Source organism: Legionella quateirensis (assembly GCF_001467955.1).
GTDB classification, from domain to species: Bacteria; Pseudomonadota; Gammaproteobacteria; order Legionellales; family Legionellaceae; genus Legionella; species Legionella quateirensis.
The window spans coordinates 1-18,246 of the sequence record NZ_LNYR01000002.1 but is presented as its reverse complement, the minus strand read 5'-3'; the positions used below and the strand labels follow the sequence as shown (position 1 = coordinate 18,246).

Below are 18,246 nucleotides of genomic sequence, written 5' to 3'. Positions count from 1 at the left end.
GAGAGACAAGCTCTGGGACTCAGATTTCCTGCATCATAAGCCAGAATCAAAAGATAGCAACACTGGTTTGAAAACCGGGTAGCAATTTCCATAAAAAAATGAAATACTGTATGAATAAATACTCAAGTAAGACAACTCCCTGTTAAAATCAGCGTGTTTGGTTTAACTTTCTGGAATCCTGAACAGCAAGTGACTGAACTGAATCATCAGGAACATGTCCGATATTTAATATAGGGTCTGTTTACAATTCGCTAGAATAAGCCCCTAACAAACGCTTAGAAGCCCTTGTCTATTGCCCCATAACCACTACAAGGTTCTCTGAGCATATCATCGACCACTTCGCCCAAACCACGCAAATCATGTAATTCATTTAGTAAATCACAGGATGGTTCTGATAATACAGAAAAAAAACTTAAATTCCGATTTATAAAGGGGTCCGAAAAGAGCCTGGGAGTAACGGGATCATCAGACACTGAAGTTGAAGAGGTACCCATATCGCTCTCTGGATTGGGCAATTCAACTTCAAAAGCCCTGGGTTCCGTAGGAGTACCCACTCTTTTATGTTTGTTATTATGGTATGAGTTTTTAACCTGACGCGCAGAATGACCTAATTCTCGACCAATTTCAGCAAATCCCGCACCTTCCATTTTCCGTTTAAAAATATAATCTAATTCTTCATGGGTAAAGGAATCGTGTGAAACGTTTGGATCCAAATGATCAACCCATCGTTCACGACACTGTTTTCCATTTGGAAATTTCGTCAGATGTGCATAGTTTTTTTCCGCGAGGATATTCGTCTCTAATTGCTTTGCAATATTGGTCCAGGTTTGACTAGAACGCGTATCTATTATTTCAGCCAATAATCTGTCAAAAGCAAGATTCCATTTAAAAGTGCGCGCATTCTTTTTTCTAGGCATCAACATCTCACAAAACAAATGCTCTATTTTAGATCACATAGTATAAGGTAAGATTAAATTCCTTGCAATTAGCTCATTAGGAACAGTCTTTGAGATAGGGTGTTTTGGGTGAGTCTTGTTTAAAAATATTGATAAGAAAGCACTTATCTTGTAACTTAGCCGCCACTGAATGAGCACTTGCTTTATTTCTTTAGGATTTCACAACAATAAAAGAAGGATGTTATATGAGAAAACTCGTTGCTTTAACCATGATATTCTCCGCTTTAAATGGTTATGCGGATAAATTGCACTCTTATGAAAAAATCAAAGAAGCCGTTGCAAATGGACAGTTAGTTCGCATTTTTGTAGATTATGCTCAATGCTCTGGACCGACCAAAAATTATAAAATGGCCAACTATAATTCAGCGTACACCCCTAATGAAATTGCAATTAATAATGATGCAGGTTATATGGCTGCCTCAATGATGCACTTCACCGTGAATCATCCCCAGTTTCCCAATCAACCAATCTATGAGTTTAATCGGTACACTATTGCGAGTAACGGAGACGTTTCAATCAGTTTGATTCCTTTAAACGCGATAGATTTCACGCCATTATCCAATAAAATTACTTTTAAATGTAAAATTAATGAATCAGCACAATTCTTTATAGAAAATAAATAAGCTGAATTACATTTTAAATGTCCTTTTTGATAGACCCCTTATTGATTTTTATGTATAAAATGCTTCTCATCTTTAATACTCTTTCAAAGAGGAAAAGGATGAGTACAGGGGTCTTGAACCCTTTAATTTATTTGCGTGGGGATGATGCATGTACGTAATTAACGAATATCAATTGGTTACTGTCGCTTCTGATGTATACCTGACTAACGCGAATCTTGGCGCCAAGATACCTCACCCAAAATTCGCAGAACTTTTAGCTGAATTGAAGCAATGTCATCATCTGGAGTGCTCTGAAGATTTTTTGATGAAGCTGTCGCAACGCTTCGGATTGGATATTAATGCATTAAAAAAAGTACTTATTGAGCAGTTGAATGTTCTTAAACCCATGCTGCAGCAAAAAATACCTCTCATTTATATTAATTGCGATGTCGCATTGATCCGGAGTATTTTGCAGGAAACTCTGAGCATACATCATAATGTACAATTAGTTAGTGAAGAGATGTATCCCTATGAAAAAAATTCCATGGTGATTTATTTTCGTAATAACTACTCGCATCAATCATTCAATTCTTTATACCAAAATCTGGATGAAGATGTATATCTTGTTACCGCAGGAGTTATTCACCAATTATTAATTATTGATAACCTCTATATTGCTGGCAGTGGATTACCAACTCATTGTTCTAATCTGCATCAAATGATGGCTTACCTGAACAGCTCTATTCCTGCTACTAAAAATAACTGGTTGTTGCTATACCGTGAAATGATAAAAAATTCCATGGCTCAATTCCCTGATCCAGAAATCAATAGCTGTCAACAAGCGTATATTGCTTATTGTCTGAATCAATTTATTGCTCAATTTACCAATCTCTGGCAGGCTCCTACTCCTTTGGATCAAATTAATTGCTTTTGGCAGGCAGATCTCAATAGTTTCTCCATTGTCAGTGAAGCAGCGCTTCATTCTCCTTTTGCAGAACAGGACATGAAACTGAATTTAAATCATATGAAAGCGCGGGAGATGGCTTAAATTATGGAAAATAAAACAACATTTATCAACGGACTAATTGAGGGAAGCCTGGACCCTCAAGTGTACCAGGATTTACGTAGAACCTTTGCCAGAGAAACAATATCGTTTATAAAACATGGTAACCTATCGATTACCAACATTAATCCCAAGCTCATCAATCGGGTGCAATTTACCGAATGTGAACTATCTCCTTTTCATCGCCATGATATTGATTGCAGCTCTGTGGAAAGTACCTCGTTCCAGAGGAAAGCTTCCACTCCCCGATTTAGTAATCAAAAAATTGATTTTGCCCTTTTGCAACAACTTTTAGTCAATTTCTTTTCCCCCAATGAATTGAATAAAAGACCTTATCCCTCTGCAGGTGGTCTTTATCCGGTTGAGCCTTTGGTATTTTTGTTTCAAGAAAGAATTGAGGGTTTTAATGGGCCATCAGGCTGCTATCATTTTCGTTCCATCAGTAAAAAATTGCAGCTTATAAAAAAAATTGAACTGCAGACATTTTATGATAAGGTCCTCCATGGATCAGTTGGCAGCAACCAGGAATGTTGGCCTAACTTCACTATTTTGTATTTAGCTCACCTCGGCAAAGCCATCTTTAAATACCGCTATCGAGGGTATCGACATGCACTGATGGAAGCAGGCTCTATGTTTCAGCACGCTACCGTAATATCGCAACAGAGTAATCTGCGGACTAACGTCTGGTCAACCTTTAGTGAACAAGAAATACTCTATGAATTGGGTCTTGATCATGGGATTTATTTACCCTTAACAACGCAATTATTCGGTTATGGAGAATAAAATGGATCTAGCCCGCTATAGAGATTATCCACACCTGCCACAATGTACCGTAAAACATGCGTCCATTCATTATCCAGTGAAGATTAAACTAAGTAATGAAAGTCTTTTATTTACTCCCAAATCAATGATAATTGATGGAATTATAAGCTACGGCGGCAGTACCGGGATTGGCATGAAGCTTCCCTGTAAAGCCTATGGTGAATACTATGAGCGTAATCATTTATTTACCAGTGTTCAGGTGACCAGCCACAAACAGTTAAAACAGATACAGCCCTTGTCCTATCAGGAACAATTGAGCTCCTTATGTCAATTAAAAGTCCCCGATAAAGAAACCTGCCTGGAACATTCATTCGCTTTTACCCAAGTGTTCAATTTATTTCACCATGAACCACAGGAATATTTTTATAACGGAATATCTTTAACCAGCAACAAAGAAGACAGTCCATTTATTAATTACAGCGACAGCTGTGCTTGTGCATCACATCCTCAAAAGGAAAAAGCACTTTATAATTCGTTGATGGAATTTCTTGAACGCCAATCGTTGTTAGGCAGTTGGTTGTCTCAAAGTTATCAGTACCGCATCAATCCACAGTTACTGAAAGATATAACTCCTTACGACGAATTAGCTGATTTATTTTTAGAAAATGGTGAACTCTATATTTTTCATAATGGAAACAAATTACCCGGCCATACGGTCATTATGTTTTATTTTGCATCTTCTGATGCAGATATGGTTCAATACTCTATAGGATCCAGCAGTGGATTAACCCTTGAGGAAGCGTTACTGTCATCCTTTGAGGAACTGTATCAGTGTTATTCTTTTTTATACAATATGGAAAGCTCGGTTGGTCTGGAAAACAAAGCTGGTTCTGGATACCATCTGGAGTTTCAAAAATGCAACACGAAAGCAGTTCGAGAAACCATCCCGTTTATGCAACACCTAAGACCCTGCTCCATAAACTCAATTCAGGATTTAAATCAAGCTCGAAAATATTCATACGACGAGCTATTAACAGAGCTACAACACATATCGCATGATATTTATTATTATCATGCTCATGACAGGGCTTTAGGACTGCATTTTACCAAGATTCTGAGCCCAGATTTTTTTACTCATATGTCTTTAAATAATAATCTTAATATCCAAAACAAATATGCTCAGTTATTAAATATTACCCCCCAAAATGCATTTATGGGAAAAATTCCGTTTCCCTGATGGAGCAGGGTTCAGGAATATGTAACAGCACAAAAGGATCAATATTAACTTACATAAATTAAAAGAAAATGGTAAAGTGAATAACGATTTTAATATCAATTAGTAATGATGAAAAATAAAGCCACTATTTGATATACTCCACTATCAAATAGTGTAGTTTGTTTTTCAGGATGATAACTTTTTATTAGAAGGAATTTGTATGTATAACAATAAATTAAGCGCCCTGTTTCTTGCATTAGTTTCGTCTACAACTATAGCGGGTACAATGGGACCTGTAATGACCGCAGATCGCTATCTCCTATTAGAAGCCGGCACTACGTTTACCCATGCTTTTTATAGCGATTCTGCTGTTTTTCCTGAAACAATAACCCCACAATTTCCATTTGGAATTGCAATCAATCTGAATGATTTTTATCCGAATAATTTCTGGGGTGGGTACATCGGAGCATCTTATTATGTTCCTGCAAACTGGTTGTTTAATGCCCGTTATGAAATGTATGGCACAAAAGACAAAGTTAATCCATTTCATACAGGAACTATTAAATTTGCTCCAGTCAAACTGGCCTTTACAGTGGATAAAGTCTTCGGTGATTTTCATTCCTTAAGCTATGGAGTGGGCGCTGGAGCGGTAATAGAAAATACTAATGATGGTGATGTATACGTTCTTACCAGTATTAATGGAGCAACTTCTGAATCAATACAAGGCCGTTCACGAATTGATCCTCAGGTCGAACTATTTGGAATGTATCGCTTCGCTAATAATCTGGGGATTAAATTAAACGCCGGATATCAAATTCCTGTAAATAGCAAATTTGGCGATGGTGATTTGAATGTGGCTCTTGGAATAAACTACGGATTCCCAGTCTAATATATTATAAATAGGAGAGTAAGCTAATGGATAATTCAAATAACGAATTCAGTTTGGAAGTCGATGTACTATTTGATGACAGTGTTAATTTTGACCCTTCTTTGGGTAGTTGCTGCTGCTGCTGTACTGCTGCATCATCAGAAACTGAAGAATAATTAATTGTTATAAAAAATATGGATAATCCCGAATTAGTTATTGAAACAACTGGCTCGGGATTTTTTTATGGTTGTAGAACATTCACTATTATTTTTTAGTTTGGTAGAAAACCAATCAAGTGCCATTCAATTTTTATTTTAACCAGAAGTTGAGAATCAAACATGAAGTTTATTTCCAATTTAAATGAACCCCTACTATGCCCCTATCAAATTCTAATTGACATTGCAGAGCAGATCGCTGACTGCCCTCCACGTTTTAAGCACATGGCCTTCATGCCAATTTGTGATTTGGAATCAACAAATGACTGGATTAATCTTGAATCGTTAGGAATACCTGTTGCGATCAGGGCAAAAGCAATGGTTGATATTCTGGTGAGTTTATTCCATCGCAGCCCGTTTCATGTTTTGTCCCTCGATATTTATTTATCGGCCCATACTCTGGGCTCTGATAATTTATTCAGTCTTATTTACTTTGCCGAATCAGTACCATCCCTCAAACTGACTTTTTATACACCTCATCAATCGACTTCTGAATTAGAAGAACAGCTTGAAGTATTAACCAGCAAGGGCAATGTAGTCTTTGAATTTAATTATTTAAGTACTAATGCAACAACAAATTCCTCAACCAATCTGAGCAACCTGAAAGACAAACGCATTAAATTAATTAATTCATTGGGATTTACTTTAAATGAGACGGTCTTACAGAATAATTTGTCAAATCCCGGCATATTGAACCAATTAATAGGTTATTGCTGGATGAACCTGAAAGCAGGAGCATACGATATCTCCTGTACTTTATTAGAGCAAGCACAAAAAGAAACCTCATTGAATCGCGCAGATCAGGAACAAATCTTCATGCATCTATTAATGATGCGATTTTTTTCTCATCAGTATGGATTGGTTACCGAATCCGACTTTCCTGATTCCTTTAGTACCCTTAAAGAGTCGGATATTAAAACCTTGGTGTTTTTTAAAGCCTACGCTGCCACTCTGAGTAGAAATCTGTCAACAGCACACGTTTTTTTCAAAAGATTTGGTATCGATGAACATATGCCCCTAAGCGATGAAAATTCACTATATCGCCTGAATCTGTTCGCATTATTTCAAGTACTACAAGACAGAATCGATGTAGCATTCGATTTGGAATTTCGTATTAAACAGCATATTGAAGAACATCACATTGAGACAGTTGGTTTAAAATACGTTAACTTCATTAACATTGCGCGTCTATACAAAAAAAATAAGCAATTTGAACAGTCACTGGATTACTATCAATACGCCTATAATGAAATTAGTGAAGGTGGGTATTCTACTTCCGATCACATTTATTACAACATGAATCTGGGAAGTCTGTTTGAAGCAGCAGGTAATCCTGAGCAAGCCTTAAAGTATTGGGTAAAAGCTGCATTACATTGGTTAGCCTGTAGCAATAAATACGAATTGTCCTGGCGGCCACGCATCCTGTTATGTCAGGAACAGATTACTGATATAACGAAACCGTTACCCATAGAAAAAGCCAATGAGTTTCTGTTCAATAAACTGAATGATCTCTCTAAAAAATGTAACATTGAGCCAGCAGAATACTCAGCTTTTTCCTATCAATTTGCTGAAGCTGCCTTAAGCATGGAGAAAGACAGCTGTTTCATAAAGGATAATATTGTTGTTTATACGGCAAAAAAACAGCCCGCAAGTCATACCAAAATGCGTTCTTTATCAGAAGAGCAGCTCGCTCAAAAGTTATCTCACTATCTGAATACTCTCTTTGGAATCGGTACTGAGCCAAAATTAGTATTCGTAGACATACAATTGGATACAACCCGTATCACTACACCCAAGGAAGCCATGACTTTTGCCTTGTTAGCCAATTGTTCTTCATGCTCGTACAACGGGGAATGGTTACAACAAGAAATGCCTTATTCTTTAAAGTCGGTACGTGCTTCTTTATCACGGTCAATCAGTTCTATTACAGAAAAGGAACTAGGATTGTCCATAAACTATAAAAGAAGCTTTCTTAATAAAACTCTGAATAATCAAAGTGAAATTGATTTGGTTAATCAAATCAAACAGCACCATACTCTTGATGTAGAACAGTTAAGTCAAAGCGATCAGAAAATACTCCCTATCCTCGCACAGAAGCGCATCCTGCATCTGTTCTATTCAAAATAATCATTCACTCCTTACTTTCGTACTCTTTTCCCTCGTAAAAGAGTACTAGCCTGCTGAGTATTGTACCCAGCAGACTGCTCCGTTTTTATTCATTTCTCGAAGGAACATGGGCGGTTAGAGTGACCTGTCAACATACCCTGGCAAAATCATTGCTAACTCAGAAACCATAATATTCACTATATCCTTCATCTGAATCTTCGCTCTGATCAATTAAACAAGGAGCATTATTCAAAATCGAATCTGAAGGAACTGCATAAAACGATGTGGACTTAGTACTGCTGGTTAATTTAAATGAACAATTATTCCATTTGGGATTGGGTATTGGTTGCATTCGTTCACTTAAAGCGTTTAATACGTCCATGATGTTCTCTAAAGGAGGTCTATAACATGACTCTTCATGCAACATAGAGTATAAAAGCGACCGAAGTTCCATATGACACTCCGGGATTTCAGCCAGACGATTATATAATCGAACAAAAGAAACATTTCTTGCAGAATGAACACAATCTACTGGGTTAAAATCAGGATTATTCCGATAATCATCTCCCCATAACATCATTAATACTCTTCCTAAAGCATAAACATCACTTTTGATGGTAGTACAATCATGAGGAGAAAATCCTTCTGGAGCGACGTAAGGTATTGAGCCACGTAGAGTATCGTAACGATCATCATAATGTTTATGAATCGCTAGAGCGTAATCAACGAAATAAATAATAGAGTGACCATCCACCAATATATTTTGAGGTTTAATATCTCTGTGAATAAAATCAGCGTCATGAACCTGTTCCTTCAAAGCCAGCACCAATGATTTGGTCAATTGATATCGCTCCAAAAGAGTTAATTTATTCTCTTCAATAATTTTTTGTAATGGTTGTCCTGGTAATTTACGCATGGTTATAAAACTATCAGTTGAATTGTAACTTAATGGTTTACAATGAAAAAAACCAATTTGACGTAAATTTTCAACTTCTCGTTCTGCTCGCTCTTTCGAGAAATACTTAAGATTCTGGATTTTTATAAGTCGTTTTTGTATCTCGGATTTAGTTTTAACTATCAATTCATCATACTGTTGATCAGGAACTAAAGTAAGCTTGCTTAAAAATACGGTCCCAAAACAACCTTGATCAATTGGGTTATCATCCAGGACTTCATAAACGTGTTTTATACCTGTAGCGTTATAATGTTTGATTATCCTGTGACTGATGGAGATTTCTTGTTTATCTATAAAATACGATCCGGCTGCCCAGTCCACTTTATCTGGATATGTTGCAAATAATTTAGCCAGCAACTGGTTACTTTGTTTATCCAACTCAAGTAAATTAATGTGCTGTACCATAGTGTTGAGCTCAAAGAGGAAATAAGTCCAAATGTACCTTCCAATGGATAAAATAACTTAATCTTAATTTTTGAAGTGATCTAACGAACTCTTAAAGAGACGATTCAGTCTGATGATCATATCATTTTACTGCTTCATTTATAATCTCTCCAGAGTCTGTTGACAAGAGCTCTATAACTCCTACATGGCACGGCTTGTCCATGAGAGTCTCACAAAAATGACTCAATTTATGCTCATCTCAACACAAATGTGTTCATATTTATTTCATTTTATATTATAATTGATCGACAAGACTACTCATTCAATCATAATTGAAGTTTAAAGTGAGCGATATGCCAAGCCTATTCAACTATTCAAAAGAACTCAAACGATTCACTCAACTTGTGAATACTAATGAAAAAAAACTAAAAGAGCTTAATGAAGACAGGCTAAAGTCCATACATCAATTACGAACTTTGTTAGAATTATATGTTCAAAGAGACTCATTAACCGCTCATCAGCTTGTGAAGCTATTGAAACAGGAAGGGGTGTCAATTAATTTAGTGGATCGCAACACTATAGATCTGGAACAGGCATTCGAGGAACATCTTAATCTATTGCTCAAATCTTATTATGATGTACTTGATGATAAGGATTTGGTGAGCTATTTATCCAGGCAAACACAATTCCCTGCTCTCTCTCGGGAACAACAACCCTTGATTGACAAGGTACACCAGAAAATCAAGCGACTCGGTGAAACACAAGACAAAGAGTTATTTTCAGCCAGGTTAAATCGATTGAGTGAGCGGTTGGTTTTATTAATTCAGTCAGGCCAATTTAGCTATGATCAAAATCATCTTCTACTAAATCTGGCACAACTCTGCAAAAATCGCGATTTTTATCAAAAGAGACGTTTTAAATATACCCGGGATGAAAAAATCAGTCCTAATGTTGCAGTGAGCCTGTTCAATTGGAATTACAGCCCACCTCCTCTGCATAAATTATTACAAGCCGTAGATTTTTCAATTATCTATGTTTCCGGTGGCCGCGGTATAGAACCGGGCATGGGGCATACTTTGTTGCACCTGGGGGAAGATAAAGGTTATGTGCACATTGATGGGTTATATAATTATCCTGTCTATATCAGTGATGAGGAGTTCAGGGATTTTTACCTGGATAAATGGAGAAAAAGGGTAGTAGCGGTACAAAAAGTACCTTTAGAAAATCCTGATAATGCAAGTAAAGAACTGGTTAAACTATGTCAACAAAGATGGTTTTGGGGCGGATTATGGCATAACTGTTTCGACTTTTGTAAACAGGTTCTTATCGCCGGTGGCGCTTCTCTTGAACATTTAAATGGTTTCTCTATCCCAAGTTACCGATTGATGGACTTGGTCACTGTGAATTTTAGACCACTCGATCTGAGCAAGGAAGAGCAGGTAGAACATCCAGAACCTACATCTCGCTATAATAAAATTCTTAGAGATACACCAATTCAAGACTGTTTTTCATTCTTTAATGGACAAGAACTCAATGAATTTATCGAATATGCAGTCATGAATATCGGCTCAATTTTTATTTGGCAAAAACCCATACAAAAACGACTTTTGGAACAAGAACTTCATGACGTTGAAGACCAAATAAAAGAAGTAAAAAACGCATCAGAGCCACATGAGTATGCTGTATTATTAAATCAACGCACCATAATAAATGACAAACTGGATAATATCGAAGAAACGACTGCGCAAATTATTGTCAATAATCTGGTTAATAAAATTCTAACCACTGATTGGCAACGTGGAAGAACGATTCAGATTACCCAACTGGATGGGAGAAAAATTTCCAAACCAATTCCCGAAAATATGATTTCAATGCTCAATACACATGATCTTGGATGCTCGCAATCCAAGGTCAATTATTTAGATATATTAAACAAAATGTGCCTTGTTGCTTTTCGTGCTGGATTAAATAACAACAGTATTATGAGCTGGATTAGAGGTCGCACGGAGCAAACAAAGAATTTTTATCGATTATTTGTCGATATGGCTCAAGTGAACAGTTTCTTCAAACAAGCAAAATCAGTGCAAGAGCCTCCCAAACTCGATATGGATACACATCATTCCAATGGAATGGATATGCCTTAACACACCCCTTATAGGATTGGTTACTCTATGCTGATTTAATAGAATCTTAATATTAGAGGCGTAGAATTAGAGAATTTTTACACAATAAAATAGGAATAAAACATGGCATCTGGTGAGATATTAATTAGTGAAATAACCCTGAAAAAAATTAAAGAGTATCATCAATATTTATGTACACAAGGAATAGATGAGGCTGGAGCCTATTTAAAACAACAATTAGAAACAAGTCTTCTTCCCATTGAAGAAATGGATTTAGTAACTTTTACCCAGTTCATTATTCAATCCAAAATTCCTAAAATATTCGCTGAATCAGGTGTTTACCACGACAAGCGTGACTGGACCTTACAAGAAGAAAGTATTTTAGGTGATATAGGCATCCATATGCCGGTTTCTTTTTTCAATGACGGTGGACATTACAGTAGTTTTAACAATCATACGCCTCCAATTTCTGGTAATTTAGCCTACATTCCAGGAGCCTTACTCCGTTCTGATTTAAGTAATACTTCAGCAGATCTGCAAGAGGTAATTGTTGATGGTCACTTTAATCAACAACGATTTAACGAGTTATATGAACGACGATTACTGCCTCTGTTATTAAACATCAATTCGCAAGCAAAAAACGAAGGAAAACTGGCTGCGATTACCGTTCCCGGCATAGGCACCGGCCAATTCGCAGGTCAGTATGGCGATATAATAAAAGAAGCATTCAGAACTGCTCTTGAATACGTATTAGAAAAGAATGAAGCTCAACTGACACAAATCGATATCATCCACTACGACCCCTATAGTGGCGATGAAGCACAAGCAAAAAATATAGGCCATATTGATTATAGAGTGTCTCCATCCAGCATTGAAGAAACAACAGGACAACTTGAGTACCCCAAAGGCAGCTCTGCAAGCACTCACACATTAACTTCTTTTGTTGCGTGGGATCAATTTTCCTGGCCTGGCAATGATTTCTGGCCTGGCAGCAGAGCAACAGACGATGGTGTTAAGGCTGCCAGTACCGATACCATGGCGGTCATTACCGGCGTGAAGGGAGTATATAACCCCAAGAATGGTTCCTATGAACCACCCCAAAGCTATTCTAATTGGCAAGCTCTGGCCAAAGCAAAAAATATCAATTTTTCAGCAGCGGTCTATGTCGTCTCTAATGATGGACAAAAAATTGCGTTAATGCCAGAGCCGAGAACAGAGAAGCAGCAGAAAATGGAGGATCAAAATCCCCTGGAGAACCTTGGTGTTGCTCCGCGTCAAAATGTACCGGATCTTCAACAAAAAATTGATACCAAACCAGAACAATTTGTTGATGAGCCAAAGCATCAGGAACAAACCTATCAAGGGCGAGCAGAACAGCTGGATCGTGTTTTAGATAATTTTGCTGCAAAAATTAATACCATTGGTTCATATCATCCTGAGGCAAAAGATAAAGCATTGGAGCTGTTAAATACATTAAAGAATGCTAAATCAGAAGCGTTTAGCAATCCAAGTCAAGAATCAGTAGCAACATTTAGAACCAAAGCGATATCGGCAATTAAAGAAGCTACTCCCGTTTTGCAAAGAGATTTGGGTTGGGGTGACTATCTGGTTAATCTCACCAAAATGATTGTGAACGCAGTAACGTCTACCGTTGCGCAGGTGTTCACTTTTGGGTATTCGAATCATCAAGGCTTCTTTACTATAAAGCAGTCAGATGCGAATAAGGATGCCCAAAAACTTGAAACGGACCTTGGTAATTCATTTAACTAAAGACAAAGCCCATTACTCCTCGGTTTCAACCGTGAATAGTGGGCAAACTTGTTGAAATTGACAAGCGATAAGCCCGTCATGATTGGCGGGAACAGGATATTCGATAGCATCTATCCCCCCATTCCAGCTCTCATGCTGGATACACTCTCTGAAATTTCATCCAGTTTCTTGTCGCTGTCTGTTTGAGTTACTCTGAAATCGAAACTCCCAGTTTTGATTTTACTGTCTATCGCTAATGCTAAACTAACAATATTCAAAGCTATTTTTACAAAAAAATCTTTCCATCCTCTGTGGTGTTGAAGTACTTCTTTTGCATCTTTTATAGCATGATCACAATTCTCTTTAAATTTTTCGTAGGATTGTTGATTAGGATTAATATTATAATTGACCCATTCTTTCGTTAATTCCGAATGTAAGGTTCTAGCAGCTGCTTCAGCCTTGATTTCTTTTCTGTCATGAAATTGTCCAATTTTATCTTCTATTTGATTTAATAAGCTAACAAAGCGCTTTCTTTGAGCAATATCATCAGTTTGAATTGGTATTATTTTATGATCTGCATCCGTTAAACTTTGTTGAGCCAGTGATACTTCTGATTGAAAGCGATTGTTTAAATCTTTAGCGACCAATCCCATGCGCAGGTAAAATTGTTCTTTGGCGCAAGGTGGGTAATTATCAGGTTGACTTGCAACTTTGTTCACCATTGTTCTGAATATATCTTGATAACTGTACTCTCCATTGCCAATTTGTATTGTCGTGTCTTGTTCTAATGCCGCTTCAATATGAGCACGGTCGTAAAACAGATGAATGACCGTTCCATTGAGCATGGCATCAGGATTTTGTAGAAATTTTTCACAGAAACCATCCAATGTTTCATTGGGTATTTGTATTTTCCTGTCCTCATCTACAATTAAATTAACCTTTAAAACGCCACAAAGTGTTTTAAATCCGCCACCAACCTGAGATCTCATACTTTCGGTGGTATATCCTGGAACTTTCAATAGTTCAGCTGATTTTCCAGATTTTTTTAAAGAATTAATCTCTGTCACTATTTGTTCAAATTGTTCTGATAAAGAAATATTGTAAGGATTGGCTTCAGCTTCCGTTTCATTCACTCCGGCAGCAATTGTAATATTGGATGTTATGAACAACGTGTTGGACTCAAATTCTGCTTTTTGTTGTTCGTATTGCTTGGAGTTATAATCATGTTCATTATTAGTCATGTATTTAAGAGTATATAATCCATCATTAAAACCATAATATATAGCATCTCTAAGATTAATCGAGCCACCGGAATTTCGATAAATTTTAGTCTCCTGTGTGGGCTCATTTGTGAACAAATAAGCAATAACATCAGGAGTTAGAAGCCTGGCAATTCGCGGATCCAGCAGCATTTTTCGATTAAGGGCAGCATTTCCATAAAAGGATTGATTAGAAAATTCGTTATCGCAGATTTCTTTTATTTTTTGTAGATTTTGCGACACTTCTTGGGTCAGTGGTTTAGGAGGCTGTTTTTTCAAATGGTTGAGAATTTCAGTAATTTTCATGACGACCTCAGGTTACTCATATGCGCCACATAGTATAAATATAGCACAATTAGTAATTTGGAAAGGCTGGTACTCGTTACAAACGCTACCTGCCTTTCTAAGAATCGTCTTATTGTCTTAATGTCATGCTTGAAATGGCTCCACTATTTAATAGCAATTCACTCAATTCATCCGTACCAGCCCGTTCACTCATTGAAAGCGCCGTTTGATGATGTGGATCAACGGCATTTACATCAATTTTTGTATGTTCTAACAACCAACGTACTGCACTTTTTGCACGTTGGTACACGGCAAGATGTAATGCCGTATATCCCTGATTGTCAGTTAATTGTACATTGGCACCGTGATCCAAAAGTGCCTGCATTGCCGCCAGGTTACCCACCTCGGCGGCTAACATAAAGGGGGTTTTACCTTCAAAATCCACAGGATCAATAATGGTAGATGCTTCTGAACATAGAGCAACCATATCAGCACCGCTATAACGCGCAGCATAATGTAAGGGTACTCTTCCTTTACTGTCCGCAACCTGTGCCATTTCTTTGTCTCTTAAAAGAATGCCCGCACAAATTATCGTGTTATTTAATATTGAAGTATGTATTGGATAATGTGAGTGATTGTTTTTTATATAGGCAAGATTGGGATTGGTACTCAATACCTCGTTCATCAAAGAAGAAAAATTATGGATGGCCATCTTTTGAAGTACCGTATCTCCATTGCTATCCTGATTATTGACGGTCTCAGGTGCTGTTTCTTTTAATAATCTGTATATTTTAATTTTGTTTTCTCTCAACTCATCTTCATAAAGTACAGGCAATTGCAAGGCATTAAATACCGGCATTTGTAATTGATTATTTCTTTTGGCGGGATCTGCGCCCAAATTAAGAAGAGTATGAGCTGTATTAAAATTCCCCTCAATTGCAGCAATATGTAAAGGAGTTAAACCAAAAGAATTTGGCGTATTAACCAGTTCAGAAGAAGGTGCTAAAGAAACAAGTACTCGATCCAGGCCAAAATAAGATGCCGCTTCAATGGTGGTTTTACCCTCAAACTCGGGTACCGGTATATTCAAGTTTTGCGGTATGTAGGGCGCAAAATGCTCCAGATAATTCTGTGCCAATTCCAAGTATTGAGTATATCGTTCGTTTATTGTTCCAGTATTCATTCGCATATCCGTGGAAACATGCTCCAGACACCAAGACTCCAATAAGTGCAGCTTATGTTCTTCTGAACTTGTTGAATTGACTCCCAACTGTTCGCATAATGTTTCTAAGTTCATTTTAAATGTTCCTTTATCCAGCGTGCTATCTCATTTTAGGGCTATGATCTTCTTCAACCTCTTTTAAAGGCTCTTCTTTACTTGTTTTCATGGCTTGCATTTGGTCGTTAAACCGACTTTTAAAATTTTTATAAGTTGTAGCTGCCTTTTCGGTATTAATTTCTTCAGTCCCAGGTTTAAAATAAACATTTCCGCGTTTACCTATATAACGATGGGAAGCAAGGGCTTGCAGTACTTCTTTTGATTCAGGTGATGCAAGTAAATTTTTTCTTGCCTCGATAGGAACTTTTGACATGGCTGATTCTATCTTATCAGCTTTTTCGTTCATTCCAACAGTAAACAGCCCGGCTTTATTTCTGTAATTATTGGCAATGTTTCTTACTTCATTTGCTGCCTCATCTGCTTTTAAAGCAGTAACGGTTGATTTTAATTCATTAATGATTCTGGATTGCTCGGCAGGATTGTTCTTGGCAGCATCAAGTTGTTCTTTTTTGTCGCTAATAAATCGATTCATTGTTGCATCTTTGGAACCAAATTTTAAAGACTCCAGATCATTGAAAATTTCATTTTTAATGATATTAAATAATTGAGAATGAGCTTCTGCAACAGAAATTCGATCCTCTGGATTCGGTTTTACAAGATCTTGTATTAACTTTTTGAGTTCTACCCCTTTTCCAGTTTTAAATGCTTCAGAACTAAAATCCAACCTATAACCGTTGTCTTTTTCTTCAAATTTACCAGTGACAAAAGTATACAAATTCTTTCCCAGTATAAAAGCATGGGTACTGTCTGCAGTAACTTTCCCTGCATATGGACCTTTACTATCAAACTCTGGGGGGGAAAAATTATTAGTGCATAATAGTCCCCCTGAATATTCATTTCCAGGTAATCCTTTTGAATACTTCCCATCCTTATCAGTAAATACAAAGCTTTTAGTATCAGCAATAATTAATTTTCCCTCTTTATCTACCAGCCAATTTGTCAATTTTGCATCCGGAAACATGCATCCCTGTTTTTGAATTTTCAACATCGCATCAGCCATTTGGCTAAAGACATCACAAGCACTACTCGCCAAATCAGGAGCAGTCTTTGATTGTTTCCTGTAATCATATACATCACTACCGCTATAATATTCAGTAACCAGTAAGGTACGTGATTGAAGTCCTTCGTCAGGATCATTATAGGTTAGTTGCCGTTCTGCGTGGTTTGGAGCAAAACTAGTGCCCAATTTCTCCCTCAGATGTATCTCAGCATTTCTAGGCATATCCAACCGACAATCTACTTTTAATACCAAAGTACTTTGATCGTTTTTATTGACTACTGAAAAATTCTTTGAGTTTCCTCCACCCAGGTAACTAATTTCATGATTGCTCAGGAATTCGCGAAACGACTTCGCCTCAGCGCTGGTATCGCTTTTTTCATAGATGGACTGAAGCTTGTATGTTAAATTACTTTGCTTCCCTTTAGCTAAAATGGTAAGCAATTCTTCTGCCTTTTCTGGGGACATATTGGCGACGACATGAGCAAGAGGTGAACTCTTGGATTGCGGCGGAAGCAAGGAATTAATTCCCAAAAGTCCCATTTGCTTCTTAATTTCGTTAAACAAGGTATCATGTGCAGCTCTATACCCTTTGGATTCAGCAAGCATACTGGGGGGATACTTACAATCAACCGCTTTTATTGTGGCTTGAATCTGTTCCAGAATCTGTTTTTTTTGAACCGAATCAGAACTTTTGTTAAATTGGTGTATCAATTTGTTTACATCCGATCTGAATTGCTTCATCTCGTCCTTTGGCAATTCTCCTGCATCAAAGGATTTAAGTTCTGGCATTGCATTGACATCAGGTATCTTGGGAGCTTTTATGGCTTGGGTAGTCTTCTTGTGAGTTTGGCTGGAAATGTGCTCTTCATGAGAACTGGATTCAGGTTTGTCAGGGCTTTTCTTAAATAAACCACCAATAAATTTATCAAGTTTTCGTCTCATACGTTCACCTGCAAATAGGAAGAACCAACAAGCATGCCTTATTAATTCAAGTGACAAGTATTAAGACACTTATATTAAAATATAGTCGAAAATAACCAGTAGCACAGCAAATTATCAAGGTGACAGAGAAAATTTTGTATTTATTTTAATCAACGTGGATTATCTAATCGAGATATCTCTTATTCATTGTGGTAAAAATATACTTAAATGTATTGAATATAGGGTGTGTTGACAATTCATCTATTTATTTCCAACGTCTCGCGACTTGTTCGTGGGATCCAGAGATCAAGTATCATTAACAAACATAGTGTATTCATCAAGATCGAACTGGATCCCGCGAACAAGTGTATAGCAGCGGGAGATGGGTAACACTTGGAACGGCAGATAGGTAACACTTAAAATGGCAAAATCATAACTTATAA

Annotated in this window: 14 protein-coding genes; 9 read left to right on the top strand and 5 right to left on the bottom strand. The window is 37.1% G+C overall.

Annotation, left to right across the window (positions count from 1 at the left end):
• Positions 1 to 275 precede the first annotated feature (275 nt).
• Positions 276 to 917: an SANT/Myb-like DNA-binding domain-containing protein gene (locus Lqua_RS01065; protein ID WP_058472469.1), complete on the bottom strand. Its 642-nt coding sequence runs from the start codon at positions 915 to 917 to the stop codon at positions 276 to 278.
• Positions 918 to 1,141: 224 nt separating this feature from the next.
• Here Lqua_RS01065 and Lqua_RS01060 point away from each other — a divergent pair, with 224 nt between their 5' ends.
• The 7 genes from Lqua_RS01060 to Lqua_RS01035 all read left to right on the top strand — a co-directional run bounded on the left by Lqua_RS01060 (position 1,142) and on the right by Lqua_RS01035 (position 7,809).
• A complete protein-coding gene (locus Lqua_RS01060) occupies positions 1,142 to 1,579 on the top strand; it encodes a VirK family protein (protein WP_058472468.1) in 438 nt (145 codons plus the stop codon).
• 148 nt (positions 1,580 to 1,727) lie between these two features.
• Complete coding sequence (locus tag Lqua_RS01055; RefSeq protein ID WP_058472467.1) at positions 1,728 to 2,606, top strand: hypothetical protein; 879 nt, start codon at positions 1,728 to 1,730, stop codon at positions 2,604 to 2,606.
• Between the two features lie 3 nt (positions 2,607 to 2,609).
• A complete protein-coding gene (locus tag Lqua_RS01050) occupies positions 2,610 to 3,404 on the top strand; it encodes a nitroreductase family protein (RefSeq protein ID WP_058472466.1) in 795 nt (264 codons plus the stop codon).
• Position 3,405: 1 nt separating this feature from the next.
• Positions 3,406 to 4,620, top strand: a complete 1,215-nt coding sequence (locus tag Lqua_RS01045) for a YcaO-like family protein (RefSeq protein WP_058472465.1) — start codon at positions 3,406 to 3,408, stop codon at positions 4,618 to 4,620.
• Positions 4,621 to 4,819: 199 nt separating this feature from the next.
• Complete coding sequence (locus Lqua_RS01040; protein WP_058472464.1) at positions 4,820 to 5,488, top strand: hypothetical protein; 669 nt, start codon at positions 4,820 to 4,822, stop codon at positions 5,486 to 5,488.
• 26 nt (positions 5,489 to 5,514) lie between these two features.
• Positions 5,515 to 5,643, top strand: a complete 129-nt coding sequence (locus Lqua_RS18855; RefSeq protein WP_274519346.1) for a hypothetical protein — start codon at positions 5,515 to 5,517, stop codon at positions 5,641 to 5,643.
• Positions 5,644 to 5,805: 162 nt separating this feature from the next.
• Complete coding sequence (locus Lqua_RS01035; RefSeq protein WP_058472463.1) at positions 5,806 to 7,809, top strand: tetratricopeptide repeat protein; 2,004 nt, start codon at positions 5,806 to 5,808, stop codon at positions 7,807 to 7,809.
• A 157-nt stretch (positions 7,810 to 7,966) separates the two neighbouring features.
• Here Lqua_RS01035 and Lqua_RS01030 read toward each other — a convergent pair whose 3' ends face one another.
• Complete coding sequence (locus tag Lqua_RS01030; protein ID WP_058472462.1) at positions 7,967 to 9,148, bottom strand: protein kinase domain-containing protein; 1,182 nt, start codon at positions 9,146 to 9,148, stop codon at positions 7,967 to 7,969.
• 332 nt (positions 9,149 to 9,480) lie between these two features.
• Between Lqua_RS01030 and Lqua_RS01025 the strand changes: the two genes are divergently transcribed.
• Both Lqua_RS01025 and Lqua_RS01020 read left to right on the top strand, forming a co-directional pair.
• Positions 9,481 to 11,271 carry a hypothetical protein gene (locus Lqua_RS01025; RefSeq protein WP_058472461.1) on the top strand — a complete coding sequence of 597 codons (1,791 nt, stop codon included), beginning with the start codon at positions 9,481 to 9,483 and terminating at the stop codon, positions 11,269 to 11,271.
• 102 nt (positions 11,272 to 11,373) lie between these two features.
• The gene (locus tag Lqua_RS01020) at positions 11,374 to 13,020 is read left to right on the top strand and encodes a hypothetical protein (protein WP_058472460.1); all 1,647 of its coding nucleotides are present in this window, start codon (positions 11,374 to 11,376) and stop codon (positions 13,018 to 13,020) included.
• A gap of 110 nt (positions 13,021 to 13,130) precedes the next feature.
• Here the strand turns inward: Lqua_RS01020 and Lqua_RS01015 are convergent, their stop codons facing one another.
• The 3 genes from Lqua_RS01015 to Lqua_RS01005 all read right to left on the bottom strand — a co-directional run bounded on the left by Lqua_RS01015 (position 13,131) and on the right by Lqua_RS01005 (position 17,824).
• Positions 13,131 to 14,564 carry a hypothetical protein gene (locus tag Lqua_RS01015; protein WP_058472459.1) on the bottom strand — a complete coding sequence of 478 codons (1,434 nt, stop codon included), beginning with the start codon at positions 14,562 to 14,564 and terminating at the stop codon, positions 13,131 to 13,133.
• A 109-nt stretch (positions 14,565 to 14,673) separates the two neighbouring features.
• A complete protein-coding gene (locus tag Lqua_RS01010; protein WP_058472458.1) occupies positions 14,674 to 15,840 on the bottom strand; it encodes an ankyrin repeat domain-containing protein in 1,167 nt (388 codons plus the stop codon).
• A gap of 25 nt (positions 15,841 to 15,865) precedes the next feature.
• Positions 15,866 to 17,824, bottom strand: a complete 1,959-nt coding sequence (locus tag Lqua_RS01005; protein WP_058472457.1) for a protein kinase family protein — start codon at positions 17,822 to 17,824, stop codon at positions 15,866 to 15,868.
• Positions 17,825 to 18,246: the final 422 nt, after the last annotated feature.